Annotated in this window: 11 protein-coding genes and 4 tRNA genes; all 15 read right to left on the bottom strand. The window is 59.9% G+C overall.

Annotated elements, in window-relative coordinates; translation table 11 throughout:
* Positions 1 to 320 precede the first annotated feature (320 nt).
* A complete protein-coding gene (recQ, locus tag U5A67_RS32785) occupies positions 321 to 2,168 on the bottom strand; it encodes a DNA helicase RecQ (protein ID WP_321817588.1) in 1,848 nt (615 codons plus the stop codon).
* A 206-nt stretch (positions 2,169 to 2,374) separates the two neighbouring features.
* Positions 2,375 to 2,701 (bottom strand): hypothetical protein, encoded by a 327-nt coding sequence (locus tag U5A67_RS32790; protein ID WP_205986966.1) that lies wholly within the window; start codon positions 2,699 to 2,701, stop codon positions 2,375 to 2,377.
* 281 nt (positions 2,702 to 2,982) lie between these two features.
* On the bottom strand, positions 2,983 to 7,242 hold the full coding sequence (rpoC, locus tag U5A67_RS32795; protein ID WP_205986967.1) for a DNA-directed RNA polymerase subunit beta': 4,260 nt from the start codon (positions 7,240 to 7,242) through the stop codon (positions 2,983 to 2,985).
* A 21-nt stretch (positions 7,243 to 7,263) separates the two neighbouring features.
* Positions 7,264 to 11,370, bottom strand: a complete 4,107-nt coding sequence (rpoB, locus tag U5A67_RS32800) for a DNA-directed RNA polymerase subunit beta (protein WP_205986968.1) — start codon at positions 11,368 to 11,370, stop codon at positions 7,264 to 7,266.
* A 384-nt stretch (positions 11,371 to 11,754) separates the two neighbouring features.
* Positions 11,755 to 12,129 (bottom strand): 50S ribosomal protein L7/L12, encoded by a 375-nt coding sequence (gene rplL, locus U5A67_RS32805; RefSeq protein ID WP_205986969.1) that lies wholly within the window; start codon positions 12,127 to 12,129, stop codon positions 11,755 to 11,757.
* Positions 12,130 to 12,204: 75 nt separating this feature from the next.
* Positions 12,205 to 12,705, bottom strand: a complete 501-nt coding sequence (rplJ, locus tag U5A67_RS32810; protein ID WP_205986970.1) for a 50S ribosomal protein L10 — start codon at positions 12,703 to 12,705, stop codon at positions 12,205 to 12,207.
* Positions 12,706 to 13,038: 333 nt separating this feature from the next.
* Complete coding sequence (gene rplA, locus U5A67_RS32815) at positions 13,039 to 13,734, bottom strand: 50S ribosomal protein L1 (protein WP_205986971.1); 696 nt, start codon at positions 13,732 to 13,734, stop codon at positions 13,039 to 13,041.
* Positions 13,735 to 14,166 (bottom strand): 50S ribosomal protein L11, encoded by a 432-nt coding sequence (rplK, locus tag U5A67_RS32820; protein WP_074987833.1) that lies wholly within the window; start codon positions 14,164 to 14,166, stop codon positions 13,735 to 13,737.
* 191 nt (positions 14,167 to 14,357) lie between these two features.
* Complete coding sequence (gene nusG, locus U5A67_RS32825; protein WP_027821101.1) at positions 14,358 to 14,915, bottom strand: transcription termination/antitermination protein NusG; 558 nt, start codon at positions 14,913 to 14,915, stop codon at positions 14,358 to 14,360.
* Position 14,916: 1 nt separating this feature from the next.
* Positions 14,917 to 15,297 (bottom strand): preprotein translocase subunit SecE, encoded by a 381-nt coding sequence (secE, locus tag U5A67_RS32830; protein WP_205986972.1) that lies wholly within the window; start codon positions 15,295 to 15,297, stop codon positions 14,917 to 14,919.
* A 38-nt stretch (positions 15,298 to 15,335) separates the two neighbouring features.
* Positions 15,336 to 15,411 (bottom strand) — tRNA-Trp (locus U5A67_RS32835).
* 68 nt (positions 15,412 to 15,479) lie between these two features.
* Entirely contained in the window at positions 15,480 to 16,670 is a 1,191-nt protein-coding gene (gene tuf / locus U5A67_RS32840) for an elongation factor Tu (protein ID WP_205986964.1), read from the bottom strand.
* Positions 16,671 to 16,777: 107 nt separating this feature from the next.
* Positions 16,778 to 16,852 (bottom strand) — tRNA-Thr (locus U5A67_RS32845).
* Between the two features lie 15 nt (positions 16,853 to 16,867).
* Positions 16,868 to 16,941, bottom strand: a tRNA-Gly gene (locus U5A67_RS32850).
* A 53-nt stretch (positions 16,942 to 16,994) separates the two neighbouring features.
* Positions 16,995 to 17,080 (bottom strand) — tRNA-Tyr (locus U5A67_RS32855).
* Between the last annotated feature and the right edge of the window lie 132 nt (positions 17,081 to 17,212).

Raw genomic sequence — 17,212 nt, forward strand, 5'->3', positions numbered from 1 at the left:
CAAAGCGGAAAACCACGCATCTAAACTCTTACGAGAACTCCGGGTCTGGAATACAGCATCGACATCTGCGTCAGATCCACCACGATTCGCCAACGGATTGGCGAAACTGTCGACGAGCGCAGACATCCCAAGAACCGGAACCCAGCATGATATTCCGAAAATACCAAGCAAGTCAACGACTTGAGGTATTTCGGACGACAGAGAATATGACAGAAGCGCGACGGTGCGGCCGCATTAAAACCACCGCTCACCGTTAATCGACACGCCAAATAGCGGCGATACGGCACGTGGAGCCGATGGGACGGCGCGCAACCCCGCGCTCAATCGTCGCCGACGACTTCGACCAGCTCCTCGCCGAAACGCTCGAGCTTGCGCGCGCCGATGCCCGGGATGTCACGCAGCTCGTCCACCGATTCGGGACCGTTACGCGCAATCTCCGCCAGCGTGGCGTCATGGAAGATGACGTAGGCCGGCACGCCCTCGCTCTTCGCGGTTTCCGTGCGCCACAGCCGCAGGCGCTCCCAACGCGAACGCTGGCGCGGGCTCATGCCCAGGGTCGGATCGGCGCGCTCGCTGGTGCGGCTCGACGACGCACGCGTGCGCGTAGGTTTCACATAGCGGCGCATCGTGACGTTCTGCTCGCCCTTGAGCACCGCCTTGCTGGCTTCGGTGAGCACGAGGGCGCCGTAGCCGTCGTGATCGACGGTGAGATAGCCGAACGCCACCAGTTGCCGGAAGATCGCGCGCCATTCGGGTTCGGACAGCGCGGCGCCGATGCCGAAGGTGGAAATCTTCTCGTGCCCGCGCTGCATGATCTTCTCGCTGCGATTGCCGCGCAGAATGTCGATCAGATGGCCGGCGCCGAAATTGAAGCCGCTCGCACGCTGCGCGCGGAACACGCAGGACAGCGCCATCTGCGCCTCGCGCGTGGCGTCCCAGGTCGCCGGCGGCTCGATACAGTTATCGCAGTTGCCGCACGGCTTGCTCTCTTCGCCGAAATACGCGAGCAAACGCACGCGCCGACAGGTGGCCGTCTCGCACAGGCCGAGCAGCGCGTCGAGCTTACCGGTCTGAACGCGCTTGTGCTGATCGTCGGCGTCGGACTCGTCGATCATCTTGCGCTGCTGTACTACGTCGCCGAGGCCGTAGGCCATCCACGCATTGGCCGCCAGCCCGTCGCGGCCCGCGCGGCCGGTTTCCTGGTAGTAGCCTTCCACGCTCTTGGGCAGATCCAGGTGAGCGACAAAGCGCACATCGGGTTTATCGATACCCATGCCGAACGCGATGGTCGCGCACATCACCACGCCCTCCTCGCGCTGGAACAGCTCCTGGTGCTTCTGGCGCACCTCGAATTCCATGCCGGCGTGATACGGCAGCGAACGGATGCCCTGGCCCTTTAGCCACTCGGCGGTTTCCTCGACCTTGCGGCGCGACAGGCAATAGATCACGCCGGCGTCGGTCGTGCCGTCCGCGCGCGTGTGCTCCGCGCGAATAAAGTCGAGCAACTGGGTGCGCGCGTTGTCTTTTTCGACGATGCGATAGCGGATGTTCGGCCGATCGAAGCTGGAAACGAAGATGCGCGCGTCGTCGAGGGCGAGACGATGCACGATCTCGTCGCGCGTGATGGCGTCGGCGGTGGCCGTGAGCGCGATGCGCGGCACGTTCGGGAAACGCTCGTGCAGCACCGAGAGCTGGATGTACTCGGGGCGGAAATCGTGCCCCCATTGCGACACGCAATGCGCCTCGTCGATCGCGAACAGGCCGATGCGGGTGCGTTCGAGCAGATCGAGAAAGCGCGACGTCATCAGACGTTCCGGCGCCACGTAGAGCAAGTCGAGATCGCCTTCGCGCAGCGCGCGCTCGGTGGCCGCCGCTTCGGCGCCGCTGAGCGTCGAATTGAGATACGCCGCGCGCACGCCGACTTCGGTGAGCGCCGCCACCTGGTCCTGCATCAGCGCGATCAGCGGCGAGACGACGATGCCCGCGCCCTGCCCGGCCTCATGGCGCACGAGCGCCGGAATCTGGTAGCAGAGCGACTTGCCGCCGCCGGTGGGCATGAGCACCAGCGAATCGCCCCCGCCCGCGACGTGTTCGACAATCTCGCCTTGCTGCCCTCGAAAAGCGGGATAACCAAAGACTTCGTTAAGGATTTCGAGGGAACGGGACATGAAGGCGGCGACTGAATGGAGCGAAGGCGGTGGACCGGATTTTACCAACCCTCACGCGCCTTAACCGCCGCGGTCACGAAGATTGGCCATCCGGCCAGGGTTGAACGGCAGAAAACGGCTGCAGAAATGCAAAAAGGCGTGCACGAAACATGCACGCCCTTCAGTCAAAACACGCTCGAATCAGCCGGCGCCATTGCGCCGCGCGTTCAAGCCTCGCGCCGGCGCATGACCTGCAGCGCGCCGATGATCGTGACGATCCCCGCGACGAACGACACCGCCACCAGCAAACCGAGCGGCAACATCATGGCACTGCCCACCATGAACACGAGCGAGCCGACGATCAGCAGCAACGCGCCCATCTTCGCCTTGCGTGCGAGCTGCATGATGAAGCCGATGATCAGGAATGCCCACAAAACGAGGAACGTGGCGAAGAAGTTCGCGGCCTGTTCCTTGCCGACGAAATGCAGCAGATGCGAAAAGTTGGCGATGCACGCCACCAGATTCAGGATGAGACCGATCCCGACGAACCACATGATTACCGCCTCCAGATTCAGATAGATGCCGCCTGTCCGGTAGTACGAAACAACGCGCAAGTTCGGACGTGGCGCGCTACGTTAGCACGTGGCGCCGCCGCGCGCAGCGACCCTGCCAGCACTGCGGCGCGACGCCGCACACACGCGACGACGTTATACAGAACACCTAAACGATTGCGCCAATAAAAAAGCCGTCTGGCGTGAACCAGACGGCTTGGTGACGTACTTGCGCTGCGAGCGCTACAGCAGGCGGTTTGCACCGCCAGCCGTAACGTTTCGCTTTACTCGTCCGTCGTATGTTGCTGCGGCTGCACTTGCGGCTCTTCGGCGGCCGGGGCTTCCGGCGTACCGAATTCGAACGCTTCTTCCGCTGCGATCTGGTCGAAACGCTCGCGATCCGACGATTCCTTCGCACGGCGCGCCTTGTGGAAGGCGAGACCCGTACCAGCCGGAATCAGACGGCCGACGATGACGTTTTCCTTCAGGCCACGCAGATCGTCGCGCTTGCCCATGATCGCCGCTTCGGTCAGCACGCGGGTCGTTTCCTGGAACGATGCCGCCGAGATGAACGAGTCGGTCGAGAGCGATGCCTTCGTAATACCGAGCAGCACGTTCTCGTACGTCGCCGGACGCTTGTCTTCCGCGATCATCTTGTCGTTTTCGTCGAGCATGTCCGAACGCTCGACTTGTTCGCCAGGAATGAAACGCGTATCGCCGTTGTCGGTAATCTGAACGCGGCGCAGCATCTGACGCACGATCACTTCGATGTGCTTGTCGTTAATCTTCACGCCCTGCAGACGGTACACGTCCTGCACTTCGTCAACGATGTAACGCGACAGCGCTTCGATACCCTGCAGACGCAGGATGTCGTGCGGATCGGCCGGGCCGTCCACGATCATTTCGCCCTTGTTGACGACCTGTGCATCGTGAACCAGAACCTGCTTTTCCTTCGCGATCAGGAACTCGTGCTGATTGCCTTCGAGGTCCGTGATAACGAGACGCTGCTTGCCCTTCGTGTCCTTACCGAACGACGTCGTACCCGTGACTTCCGCCAGGATACCTGCGTCCTTCGGCGAACGTGCTTCGAACAGTTCCGCCACACGCGGCAGACCACCGGTAATGTCACGCGTCTTCTGCGCTTCAGTCGGGATACGTGCGAGCACTTCACCGACCTGCACTTGCTGACCGTCCTTCACCGTGATCAGAGCGCCGACCTGGAAGCCGATCTGCACCGAATGCTCGGTGTTCGGGATCTTGACTTCGTCGCCGTTCGCGTCGAGCAGCTTGACCTGCGGACGCACGCTCTTCGAAGCCTGCGAACCACGGCGCTTCACGTCGATCACGACCAGCGTCGAGAGACCCGTCACATCGTCGATCTGCTTGGCAACCGTCACGCCTTCTTCGACGTTTTCGAACTTCACCGTACCACCGTACTCGGTGATGATCGGGCGCGTCAGCGGATCCCACGTTGCGAGCTGCGTACCCGCCTTGATCACGTCGCCGTCGAGTTGCAGCAGCGTCGCGCCGTAAGGCACCTTGTGACGCTCGCGCTCGCGGCCATGATCGTCGGCAATGATGGCTTCGCCCGAACGCGAAATGACGATCTGCTCGCCCTTCGCATTCGTGACGTAACGCATCGTCGCCGTGAAGCGGACCGTACCGTTCGACTTGGCTTCAACCGACGAAGCCACTGCTGCACGCGATGCCGCACCACCGATGTGGAACGTACGCATCGTCAGCTGCGTGCCCGGTTCACCGATCGACTGTGCTGCGATCACGCCGACAGCTTCGCCGACGTTCACGCGCGAACCACGACCCAGGTCGCGGCCATAGCACGATGCGCACAGGCCGTAACGCGTTTCGCAGGTCAGCGGCGTGCGCACGCGCACTTCGTCGATACCCAGGCGTTCGATTTCTTCGACCGCGTCTTCGTCGAGCAGGTCGCCCGAAGCGTAGATCGTTTCCTGCGTTTCCGGATTGACGACGTCTGCCACTGCCACACGGCCGAGAATACGGTCGCGCAGCGCTTCGACGACTTCACCGCCTTCCACGAGTGCCTTCATCGCCACGCCGTTCGACGTGCCGCAATCTTCTTCGACGACCACGAGATCCTGCGTCACGTCGACGAGACGACGCGTCAGGTAACCCGAGTTCGCGGTCTTCAGTGCCGTATCAGCCAGACCCTTACGTGCACCGTGGGTCGAGATGAAGTACTGCAACACGTTCAGACCTTCACGGAAGTTCGCGGTAATCGGCGTTTCGATAATCGAGCCGTCCGGCTTCGCCATCAGGCCGCGCATACCCGCCAGCTGGCGAATCTGGGTTGCGGAACCCCGCGCGCCCGAGTCGGCCATCATGTAGATCGAGTTGAACGATTCCTGACGCGTTTCGTTGCCGTCACGGTCGATAACCGGTTCCGTCGCGAGCTGCTCCATCATCGCCTTGCCGACCGCTTCCGACGTGTTCGACCAGATGTCGACCACGTTGTTGTAGCGTTCCTGCGCGGTGACGAGACCCGACATGTACTGACGGTCGTATTCCTTCACCTTCTTCGCGGCATCGCCGACGATGGTTTCCTTCTGCGGCGGCACGAGCATGTCGTCCACGCAGATCGAAATACCGGCGCGCGTTGCCAGGCGGAAACCCGACTGCATCAACTGGTCAGCGAAGATCACCGTTTCGCGCAGACCGCACTTGCGGAATGCCGTGTTGATCAGGCGCGAAATTTCCTTCTTCTTCAGCGGCTTGTTCAGCACCGAGAACGGCAGACCCGGCGGCAGAATTTCCGACAGGATCGAACGGCCGACGGTCGTCGCGTACAGCGTGATCTTCGGCACGAATGCCGGTGCGCCTTCCGATTTGTCCTCGTTGTGGACCATTTCGGTAATACGCACGTTCACACGCGAAGCCAGTTCGACTTCCTTGTTCTCGTAGGCGCGCAGCACTTCCGACACGCCCGTGAACGTCATGCCTTCGCCCTTGCCATTGATCGCTTCACGCGTGGCGTAGTACAGGCCCAGCACGATATCCTGCGACGGCACGATCGACGGATCGCCGTTGGCCGGGAACAGGACGTTGTTCGACGCCAGCATCAGCGTGCGCGCTTCCATCTGCGCTTCGAGCGACAGCGGAACGTGAACAGCCATCTGGTCACCGTCGAAGTCGGCGTTGAACGCCGCGCAAACGAGCGGGTGCAGCTGGATAGCCTTACCTTCGATCAGCACCGGCTCGAAAGCCTGAATGCCAAGACGGTGAAGCGTCGGTGCACGGTTCAGCATGACCGGATGTTCGCGGATCACCTCTTCGAGGATGTCCCACACCACCGGCGTCTGGTTCTCGACTTCCTTCTTCGCAGCCTTGATGGTCGTCGCGACGCCCATCGTTTCCAGCTTGTTGAAGATGAACGGCTTGAACAGTTCGAGCGCCATCAGCTTGGGCAGACCGCACTGATGCAGCTTGAGCGTCGGGCCCACCACGATGACCGAACGGCCCGAGTAGTCCACGCGCTTACCCAGCAGGTTCTGACGGAAACGACCGCCCTTACCCTTGATCATGTCGGCGAGCGACTTCAGCGGACGCTTGTTGGCGCCCGTCATCGCCTTACCGCGACGGCCGTTATCGAGCAGCGAGTCAACCGCTTCCTGGAGCATCCGCTTTTCGTTGCGGACGATGATCTCCGGCGCCTTCAGCTCGAGCAGACGCTTCAGACGGTTGTTACGGTTGATGACGCGGCGATACAGGTCGTTCAGGTCCGAGGTCGCGAAGCGGCCACCGTCCAGCGGCACCAGCGGACGCAGTTCGGGCGGCAGCACCGGCAGCACTTCGAGCACCATCCATTCGGGCTTGATGCCCGAACGCTGGAAAGCCTCGAGCACCTTCAGGCGCTTGGCGTACTTCTTGATCTTCGCTTCCGAGCCGGTGTTCTTCAGCTCGGTGCGCAGCGTTTCGACCTGTTCGTCGATGTTGATCGCACGCAGCAGCTCGCGCACGCCTTCCGCGCCCATTTCAGCGCGGAATTCGTCACCGTACTCTTCGACCTTATTGTAGTAATCCTCTTCGGTCATGATCTGACGCGCCTTCAGCGGCGTCATGCCCGGTTCGATCACCACATATGCTTCGAAGTACAGCACGCGTTCGATGTCGCGCAGCGTCATGTCGAGCACCATGCCCAGACGCGACGGCAGCGACTTCAGGAACCAGATGTGCGCGACCGGCGAGGCCAGTTCGATGTGGCCCATGCGTTCGCGACGCACCTTCGCCAGCGTGACTTCGACGCCGCACTTCTCGCAGATCACGCCACGATGCTTCAGGCGCTTGTACTTGCCGCAAAGGCATTCGTAGTCCTTGATCGGACCAAAAATCTTTGCGCAGAACAGGCCATCGCGTTCGGGCTTGAACGTACGGTAGTTGATGGTCTCCGGCTTCTTCACTTCGCCGAACGACCACGAGCGGATCTTGTCCGGCGAGGCCAGACCGATCTTGATCGCGTCAAAAACTTCTTCTTGTTGGACTTGCTTGAATAGATCGAGCAGAGCTTTCATTGCCTTCTCTCCGTAGTCCGATTAGTTGCGGTCGAGGTCGATGTCGATACCGAGCGAACGAATTTCCTTCACCAGCACATTGAAGGATTCCGGCATGCCCGCATCGATCACGTGGTCGCCCTTGACGAGGTTCTCATACACCTTCGTCCGGCCCGTCACGTCATCGGACTTCACCGTCAACATTTCCTGCAGCACGTACGAAGCGCCATACGCTTCGAGCGCCCACACTTCCATTTCACCGAAGCGCTGGCCACCGAACTGCGCCTTACCACCCAGCGGCTGCTGCGTGACGAGCGAGTACGGACCCGTCGAACGCGCGTGCATCTTGTCGTCGACAAGGTGGTGCAGCTTCAGGTAGTGCATGTAGCCCACGGTCACCGTACGTTCGAACATTTCGCCCGTGCGGCCGTCGTACAGACGGACCTGGTTCTTCGACGGCGTCATGCCGAGGTTCTGTGCGATGTCGTCCGGGAATGCCAGATCGAGCATCTTGCCCATTTCCTCTTCCGTCGCACCGTCGAACACCGGCGTTGCGAACGGCACGCCTTCGCGCAGGTTCTTCGCCAGTTCGAAGATGTCGTCGTCGCTGAAGCTGTCGAGGTCTTCCTTGTGGCCCGACTCGTTGTAGATCTTCGTGAGGAACTCACGCAGTTCTGCAATCTTCGTCTGACGCGCAAGCATCTCGCCAATACGCCAGCCCAGACCCTTAGCGGCCCAGCCCAGGTGCACTTCGAGAACCTGACCCACGTTCATCCGTGACGGAACGCCCAGCGGGTTCAGCACGACGTCGGCCGGACGGCCATCGGCCATGTACGGCATGTCTTCGATCGGCACGATCTTCGACACGACACCCTTGTTACCGTGACGGCCTGCCATCTTGTCGCCAGGCTGCAGACGGCGCTTCACTGCCAGGTACACCTTGACCATCTTCAGCACGCCCGGCGGCAGTTCGTCGCCTTGCGTGAGCTTCTTGCGCTTCTCTTCGAACGCCAGATCGAACTGGTGACGCTTTTCTTCGATCGAGTTCTTGATGGCTTCGAGCTGCGCCGCTGCTTCTTCGTCCGCGAGGCGGATGTCGAACCAGTGGTAGTGGTCGAGGTCGCTCAGGTAAGCCTGGTCGATCTTCGTACCCTTCGCGAGCTTCTTCGGACCACCGTTCGCGACCTTGCCGTCGAGCATACGTGCCAGACGCTGGAACGCGTCGCCTTCCACGATACGCAGCTGGTCGTTCAGGTCGAGGCGATAGCGCTTCAGTTCATCGTCGATGATCTGTTGAGCACGCTTGTCGCGGGTGATGCCTTCACGCGTGAACACCTGCACGTCGATGACCGTGCCGCTCATGCCCGACGGCACGCGCAGCGACGTGTCCTTCACGTCCGAAGCCTTCTCGCCGAAGATCGCGCGCAGCAGCTTTTCTTCCGGCGTGAGCTGGGTTTCGCCCTTCGGCGTGACCTTGCCCACCAGCACGTCGCCCGCTTCGACTTCCGCGCCGATGTACACAATGCCCGACTCATCGAGTCGGCCAAGCTGCACTTCTGCGAGGTTCGAAATGTCGCGCGTGATTTCTTCCGGTCCGAGCTTCGTGTCGCGAGCAACGACATTCAGTTCTTCGATGTGGATCGACGTGTAACGGTCGTCGGCAACCACCTTCTCCGAGATCAGGATCGAATCTTCGAAGTTGTAGCCGTTCCACGGCATGAACGCGATCAGCATGTTCTGGCCGAGCGCGAGCTCGCCCAGGTCGGTCGATGCGCCGTCGGCCAGCACGTCGCCGCGCGAGACCTTGTCGCCCATCTTCACGATCGGACGCTGATTGATGTTCGTGTTCTGGTTCGAACGCGTGTACTTGATCAGGTTGTAGATATCAACGCCAACCTCACCTGCCACCGCTTCGTCGTCGTTCACACGAATCACGATACGGCCTGCGTCGACGTAGTCGACCACGCCGCCACGCAGCGCCTGAACCGTCGTACCCGAGTCGACCGCAACGGTGCGCTCGATACCCGTACCGACGACCGGCTTTTCCGGACGCAGGCAAGGCACGGCCTGACGCTGCATGTTCGAACCCATCAGTGCACGGTTCGCGTCGTCGTGCTCGAGGAACGGAATCAGCGATGCTGCCACCGAGACGATCTGCGACGGCGCCACGTCCATGTACTGGATGCGGTCCGGCGTGACCATCAGCGTTTCGCCCGCTTCACGCGACGAAACGAGTTCGTCGGTCAGCGTGCCGTCTTCAGCCACCATCGCGTTCGCCTGAGCGATCACGTAACGGCCTTCTTCGATCGCCGACAGGTAATCGATCTGGTCGGTCACCTTGCTGTCCACAACCTTGCGATACGGCGTTTCGAGGAAGCCGTATTCGTTCAGGTGCGCGTACAGTGCGAGCGAGTTGATCAGACCAATGTTCGGACCTTCCGGCGTTTCAATCGGGCACACGCGGCCGTAGTGGGTCGGGTGCACGTCGCGGACTTCAAAGCCAGCGCGCTCGCGCGTCAGACCGCCCGGGCCAAGTGCCGAAACACGGCGCTTGTGGGTGATTTCCGACAGCGGGTTGGTCTGGTCCATGAACTGCGACAGCTGCGACGAACCGAAGAACTCGCGAATCGCCGACGAAATCGGCTTCGAGTTGATCAGATCGTGCGGCATCAGGTTTTCGCTTTCGGCCTGGCCGAGGCGTTCCTTGACTGCGCGTTCGACACGCACAAGACCTGCGCGGAACTGGTTTTCCGCCAGTTCGCCGACGCAACGCACACGACGATTGCCCAAGTGGTCGATGTCGTCCACTTCGCCCTTGCCGTTACGCAGCTCGACCAGGATCTTGATCGTCGCGAGGATGTCGTCGTCCTGCAGCGTCATCGGGCCGACGATTTCGTCACGGCCCACGCGGCGGTTGAACTTCATACGACCCACCTTCGAGAGGTCGTACGCTTCTTCGCTGTAGAACAGACGGTTGAACAGCGCCTCGACCGCTTCTTCGGTCGGCGGTTCGCCCGGACGCATCATGCGGTAGATCGCGATGCGAGCGGCCATCTTGTCGGCGGTTTCGTCGATACGCAGCGTCGACGAGATGTAAGGGCCTTGATCCAGATCGTTCGTGTAGAGCGTCTGGATGTCCTTGATCTTCGCTTCGCGCAGCTTGTCGAGCACGCCTTCGGTCACTTCGTCGTTCGCGTTAGCGATGACTTCGCCCGTATCGCCGTCGACGACGTTCTTCGCGAGAACGCGGCCGAGCAGATAATCTTCGGGGACCGAAATGAAGGTGGTCTTCGCGCTTTCGAGGTCGCGGATGTGCTTGGCGTTGATACGCTTGTCCTTCTGGACAATGACCTTGCCATCACGATCGGTGATATCGAAACGCGCGACTTCGCCTCGCAGACGCTCCGGCACGAACTCCATCTGCGCGCCTTCCGGCATCAGCGTGAAGTTGTCGAACACGAAGAAGTTAGCGAGGATCTGTTCCGGCGTCAGGCCGATAGCCTTCAGCAGGATCGTGACCGGCATCTTGCGACGGCGGTCGACGCGGAAGTACAGAACGTCCTTCGGGTCGAACTCGAAATCGAGCCACGAACCGCGGTAAGGAATGATACGTGCCGAGAACAGCAGTTTGCCCGAGCTGTGCGTCTTGCCCTTGTCGTGTTCGAAGAACACGCCCGGCGAGCGGTGCAGCTGCGAGACGATGACACGTTCCGTGCCGTTGATGACGAAGGAGCCAGTAGGCGTCATGAGCGGAATTTCGCCCATGTACACTTCCTGTTCCTTCACTTCCTTCACGACCGGCTTGCTCGGCGATTCCTTGTCGAGCAGCACAAGGCGCACCTTGGCACGCAGCGCCGAGCAGTACGTCAGACCGCGTTGCTGGCATTCCTTGATGTTGAATGCCGGCGACGACAGCATGTAGCTGACGAACTCTAGACGAGCAAAGCCGTTATGGGAAACAATAGGAAAAACAGACGTGAACGCTGCTTGCAGACCTTCCGACTTGCGCTGGGCGCTCGCCGTTTCTGCTTGCAGGAACGTACTGAATGATTCAAGCTGGGTTGCCAGCAGGAAAGGAACTTGGTGAACGATGGGGCGTTTCGCGAAACTCTTGCGAATACGCTTCTTCTCGGTGAAGGAATATTGCATACGATCTCCGAATCACGGCGGGTAGGACGACCCGAGTGTTCACCGACTGAGACCCGATGGCTGCGCGAGCCCTGGAAGCTTGGTGGTTGGCCTCTACCAACCGCTGGCTGACGGCAGCGGATACCGGCTTGTCATAACTTGCCCGCTGCCCGACCAAACTTGCCTTCTGCAGTCGCTTCAGAAGACAAAGAGAAGCGTCGTGCGCACAGACGGCGTTCAAAAACCCACCTTGCACAAGACGTTTTTCTTTGGCTTCTGGGTCCCGCATCCCGCCTCCGATTTCGAAAAACTGCCGAAAAATCGAACACTAAAAACGCAGAACCCACAAAGCACAAAAAGGCCGGCGGTGTAAAAACCGCCAGCCTTCGCACAGCGCGCTGAAACTTACTTGATTTCAGCCTTCGCGCCGGCTTCTTCCAGCTTCTTCTTGGCTTCTTCAGCAGCAGCCTTGGGCACAGCTTCCTTAACAGGCTTCGGTGCACCGTCAACCAGGTCCTTCGCTTCCTTCAGGCCGAGACCCGTCAGTTCGCGAACAGCCTTAATGACCGAAACCTTGTTTGCGCCTGCTTCGAGCAGGTTGACCGTGAATTCGGTCTGCTCTTCAGCAGCAGCAGCTGCGCCGCCGCCTGCCGGGCCTGCGACTGCCACAGCAGCTGCCGACACGCCAAACTTCTCTTCGAATGCCTTGACCAGTTCGTTCAGTTCGAGAACCGACATCGCGCCAACGGCTTCGAGGATGTCTTCTTTTGCGATTGCCATTTGAAATTACTCCAGATTTGAATTCGGAAACAGCTAGCGATATTCGCTCGCTCTTGCTTGTTCGACTGCCTGAAATCAGGCAGCTTCTTCTGCTTGCTTCTTCTCTGCCAGCGCGGCGAGTGCACGCGCGAAGCCGGAGACAGGAGCTTGCATAACGAACAGCAGCTTCGAGAGCAGTTCTTCGCGGCTCGGGATGCTGGCCAGCGCTTGCACGCCCGCCTTGTCCATCACGTTGCCTTCGTAGGAACCAGCCTTGATGACCAACTTGTCATTGCTCTTTGCGAAGTCGTTCACGACCTTCGCTGCAGCAATTGCATCTTCCGAGATGCCGTAGATCAGGGGGCCAGTCATCTGCTCTGCCAGCGGAGCAAACGGGGTACCTTCAACGGCGCGACGCGCCAGCGTGTTCTTCAACACGCGGAGGTACACCTGCTGCTCACGCGCTTTCGCGCGCAGCTTGGTCAGATCGCCAACCGCGATTCCACGATACTCGGCCAGCACCATGGTCTGAGCCTTCGCGACTTGCGCGGAGACTTCAGCCACGACGGCCTGCTTACCTTCTTTGTTCAGTGGCACGGTTAACCTCCAGATTCGACACCCAACGCGATTGCGCCAGATGCCGCGTTCAACAACGGCGACCGACCAGTCCGGAGTAAATCAGTTTGCATCGTCAGACGTTGCCGCCTGCTTTGCTCACATCAACACTTCAAAACCTTTTCGGGTTCGCCATCTGCGTTGGCTTTGCATTAAGGAAGCACCCAACTGCTGCACTTCCACCAACGGTCTTTGACAACCGGTTGCGCGATGCGGTACTTGCCACCGCACAACCGCCCAAAGCCCTTTAAATCCGCACTGCTGCCCTTTCGAACTTCAGCGCGGCAAAACTTTTCGCGACGCTTACTGCAACAATCAGGCTGCCAGCGACGACTGGTCGACGCGAACGCCAACGCCCATCGTGCTCGAAACAGCGATCTTGCGCAGGTACACGCCCTTGCTCGTTGCCGGCTTGGCCTTGGTCAGCGCTTCGAGGAGCGCGTCCAGGTTGCTGCGCAGCGCAGCTGCTTCGAACGAAGCACGGCCGATGGTCGCGTGAATGATACCGGCCTTGTCGACACGGAATTGCACCTGACCAGCCTTCGCGTTCTTGACCGCGGTGGCGACGTCCGGCGTAACCGTACCGACCTTCGGGTTCGGCATCAGGCCGCGCGGGCCGAGGATCTGACCGAGCGTACCGACAACGCGCATCGTGTCCGGCGAAGCGATCACGATGTCGAAGTTCAGGTTGCCGCCCTTGATCTGTTCAGCCAGGTCTTCCATGCCGACGATTTCCGCGCCAGCTGCCTTAGCCTGTTCAGCCTTTTCGCCCTGTGCGAACACAGCAACGCGAACCGACTTACCCGTACCTGCCGGCAGAACGACCGAACCACGAACGACCTGGTCCGACTTCTTTGCATCGATGCCGAGCTGGACTGCAACGTCGATCGACTCGTTGAACTTCGCCGTAGCGCATTCCTTCACGAGCGACAGAGCGTCAGCGATCGGGTACTGCTTCTGACGGTCAATCTTGGCAGCCAGTGCCTGTTGACGCTTCGAAACCTTAGCCATTTACACGCCCTCCACGACGATGCCCATCGAACGGGCGCTACCAGCGATCGTACGAACCGCTGCATCCATATCGGCTGCCGTGAGGTCCGGCATCTTGGTCTTGGCGATTTCTTCAGCTTGCGCGCGGGTGATCGTAGCGACCTTGTCCGTGTGCGGCTTTGCCGAACCCTTGTCGACCTTCGCTGCCTTCTTGATCAAAACGGTAGCCGGCGGCGTCTTCAGGACGAACGTGAAGCTCTTGTCAGCGAACGCGGTGATGACGACCGGAATCGGCAGACCCGGTTCCAGAGCCTGGGTCTGCGCGTTGAACGCCTTGCAGAACTCCATGATGTTCAGGCCGCGCTGGCCCAGTGCCGGACCGACCGGCGGCGACGGGTTGGCTTTACCTGCAGGAATCTGCAGCTTGATAAAGCCGATGATTTTCTTTGCCATGTTGAAAACCTCAATGGAACGCGTGAGCGTTCAGGTGAGTGGTAGCGCGCTTTCGCAGACTCTTCGCTGTGCCAATCGCTTTGGCGACATTTACAGCCAATCGTGCTACTGGCGCTCCTCTACGGCCATGACGCGGACCGTAAGCGCGGAAAAACGGACCGCACCCGAAAGTGCGATCCGTCGTATTCGATTTACAGCTTTTCGACCTGGCCGAATTCGAGTTCGACCGGTGTGGCGCGACCAAAAATGGTGACGGAGACCCGGACGCGCGATTTTTCGTAGTTGACTTCTTCGACGCTGCCGTTGAAGTCCGTGAACGGACCTTCCTTCACGCGGACCATCTCGCCGACTTCGAACAGGGTCTTGGGGCGCGGCTTCTCAACGCCTTCCTGCATCTGCGACATGATCTTTTCGACTTCGCGCGGCGAAATCGGGCTCGGGCGATTGCGCGCCCCGCCGACGAAACCGGTCACCTTTGCCGTGTTCTTCACGAGGTGCCACGTTTCGTCCGTCATTTCCATCTCAACCAGGACGTAGCCCGGGAAGAAACGACGTTCGGTCACTGACTTGTGACCACCCTTCACCTCGACCACTTCTTCAGTCGGAACGAGGATCTGGCCAAACTTATCCTGCATGCCGGCACGATCGATGCGCTCCTGAAGCGCACGTTGCACGCTCTTCTCCATGCCGGAGTAGGCGTGCACCACATACCAACGTTTTCCGCTCGGGGATGCCGGTGTATCGCTCATATCATTTCCAACCCAGAATCGCCGAGAAAATCACCCATTCGATGGATTTATCGCAAACCCACAGAACTACGGCCATTACCAGCACAAAACCGAAGACCACTAGAGTCGTTTGCGTGGCTTCCTTGCGAGTCGGCCAGACGACCTTGCGAACTTCCTTGTACGAGTCTTTGGCAAACGCGATGAAGCTCTTGCCGGGCGCCGAAAGAAGACCGACTACCACCCCCGCGACCACACCAACTACAAGTGCTGCACCGCGGACATACCACTCCTGGCTACCGAGCCAGTAGAACCCTACGAACCCGGCCACAACCAACAATACGCCCACCACAAGCATCAGCTTGTCGCTGGAAGTATTAACAGTTTCGACGGAAGGATTCGCCATAACACCTTAAAGAACAACGCGCCAGAGGCGCGGGAAGTTGGCAGGGGCAGAGGGAATCGAACCCCCAACCTTCGGTTTTGGAGACCGACGCTCTGCCAGTTGAGCTATACCCCTAAACCATTTTGGGGTGATGGTGACACCACCCCGAAACCACTCAGTCGATCAACGAGACTGGCAAAAACTTACTCGATGATCTTAGCAACCACACCAGCGCCGACGGTACGGCCACCTTCGCGGATTGCGAAGCGCAGACCTTCTTCCATCGCGATCGGAGCGATCAGCTTCACCGTGATCGACACGTTGTCGCCCGGCATGACCATTTCCTTGTCCTTCGGCAGCTCGATCGAGCCCGTCACGTCCGTCGTACGGAAGTAGAACTGCGGACGGTAGTTGTTGAAGAACGGCGTGTGACGGCCGCCTTCGTCCTTGCTCAGCACGTACACTTCAGCCGTGAAGTGCGTGTGCGGCTGGATCGAACCCGGCTTGGCCAGAACCTGGCCACGCTCGACGTCTTCACGCTTCGTGCCGCGCAGCAGGATACCAACGTTGTCGCCTGCCTGACCCTGGTCGAGCAGCTTGCGGAACATTTCCACGCCCGTGCAGGTCGTCTTCACCGTCGGCTTGATACCGACGATTTCGATTTCTTCGCCGACCTTGACGATGCCGCGCTCAACGCGACCCGTCACCACCGTGCCGCGACCCGAGATCGAGAACACGTCTTCAACCGGCATCAGGAAGGCGCCGTCAACTGCGCGCTCCGGCGTCGGGATGTACGTGTCGAGTGCGTCTGCCAGGCTCATGATCGCCACTTCGCCCAGTTCGCCCTTGTCGCCTTCCAGCGCCAGCTTGGCCGAACCCTTGACGATCGGGGTGTCGTCGCCCGGGAAGTCGTACTTCGAAAGAAGCTCGCGCACTTCCATTTCGACCAGCTCGAGCAGCTCGGCGTCGTCGACCATGTCGCACTTGTTCAGGAAGACGATGATGTACGGAACACCAACCTGACGTGCCAGCAGGATGTGCTCACGCGTCTGCGGCATCGGGCCGTCAGCTGCCGAGCAAACCAGGATCGCGCCGTCCATCTGTGCCGCGCCCGTGATCATGTTCTTCACATAGTCAGCGTGGCCCGGGCAGTCGACGTGTGCGTAGTGGCGGTTAGCCGTTTCGTACTCGACGTGTGCGGTGTTGATGGTAATACCACGTGCCTTTTCTTCCGGCGCTGCATCGATCTGGTCGTATGCCTTCGCTTCGCCGCCGAACTTCTGCGTCAGAACCGTCGTGATCGCTGCCGTCAGCGTGGTCTTGCCGTGGTCAACGTGACCGATCGTGCCCACGTTCACGTGCGGCTTGGTCCGCTCAAACTTACCCTTGGCCATTTTCGACTCCTAAGAGGATTTTCCGTACGTTGCGCGGGGCGCGCAAACAATCACTTAGCTGCACTGCCTGCTTGATGCGAGGCCCTTAGAGGCCTGCTAAAACCGGCTGGTGCCCATGGGCAGGATCGAACTGCCGACCTCTCCCTTACCAAGGGAGTGCTCTACCACTGAGCCACATGGGCAAAACTTTACTTCGCTGGAGCGGGTGAAGGGAATCGAACCCTCGTCGTAAGCTTGGAAGGCTTCTGCTCTACCATTGAGCTACACCCGCACAGTGTTTCCGACTACTGCCGATTCCCGACACTTACTGCTTCAACTGAATTCTGGTGGAGGAGGTTGGATTCGAACCAACGTAGGCGTAAGCCAACAGATTTACAGTCTGCCCCCTTTAGCCACTCGGGCACCCCTCCGTAGAGAACTGATGATTATGGAGTAACATCCGAACCGTGTCAAGCACTTTATTCGGCGTCAAACCACAACGCTCTCACTTATAGTGAAAGAAAAAAGCAAAAACCCCGGCTTTTTAGGGCCGGGGTTTCGCA

Origin of the sequence: Paraburkholderia sp. J69-1 (assembly GCF_905220255.1) — a bacterium.
Classification (GTDB): Bacteria; Pseudomonadota; Gammaproteobacteria; order Burkholderiales; family Burkholderiaceae; genus Paraburkholderia.

What these genes read in the sequence shown, in the direction of transcription:
- rpoC (WP_205986967.1), bottom strand. Translation starts at nt 7,242, where the DNA reads ATGAAAGCTCTGCTCGATCTATTCAAGCAAGTCCAACAAGAAGAAGTT.
- tuf (WP_205986964.1), bottom strand. Translation starts at nt 16,670, where the DNA reads ATGGCCAAGGGTAAGTTTGAGCGGACCAAGCCGCACGTGAACGTGGGC.
- rplL (WP_205986969.1), bottom strand. Translation starts at nt 12,129, where the DNA reads ATGGCAATCGCAAAAGAAGACATCCTCGAAGCCGTTGGCGCGATGTCG.
- recQ (WP_321817588.1), bottom strand. Translation starts at nt 2,168, where the DNA reads ATGTCCCGTTCCCTCGAAATCCTTAACGAAGTCTTTGGTTATCCCGCT.
- nusG (WP_027821101.1), bottom strand. Translation starts at nt 14,915, where the DNA reads ATGAGCGATACACCGGCATCCCCGAGCGGAAAACGTTGGTATGTGGTG.
- rplA (WP_205986971.1), bottom strand. Translation starts at nt 13,734, where the DNA reads ATGGCTAAGGTTTCGAAGCGTCAACAGGCACTGGCTGCCAAGATTGAC.
- rpoB (WP_205986968.1), bottom strand. Translation starts at nt 11,370, where the DNA reads ATGCAATATTCCTTCACCGAGAAGAAGCGTATTCGCAAGAGTTTCGCG.
- secE (WP_205986972.1), bottom strand. Translation starts at nt 15,297, where the DNA reads ATGGCGAATCCTTCCGTCGAAACTGTTAATACTTCCAGCGACAAGCTG.
- rplK (WP_074987833.1), bottom strand. Translation starts at nt 14,166, where the DNA reads ATGGCAAAGAAAATCATCGGCTTTATCAAGCTGCAGATTCCTGCAGGT.
- U5A67_RS32790 (WP_205986966.1), bottom strand. Translation starts at nt 2,701, where the DNA reads ATGTGGTTCGTCGGGATCGGTCTCATCCTGAATCTGGTGGCGTGCATC.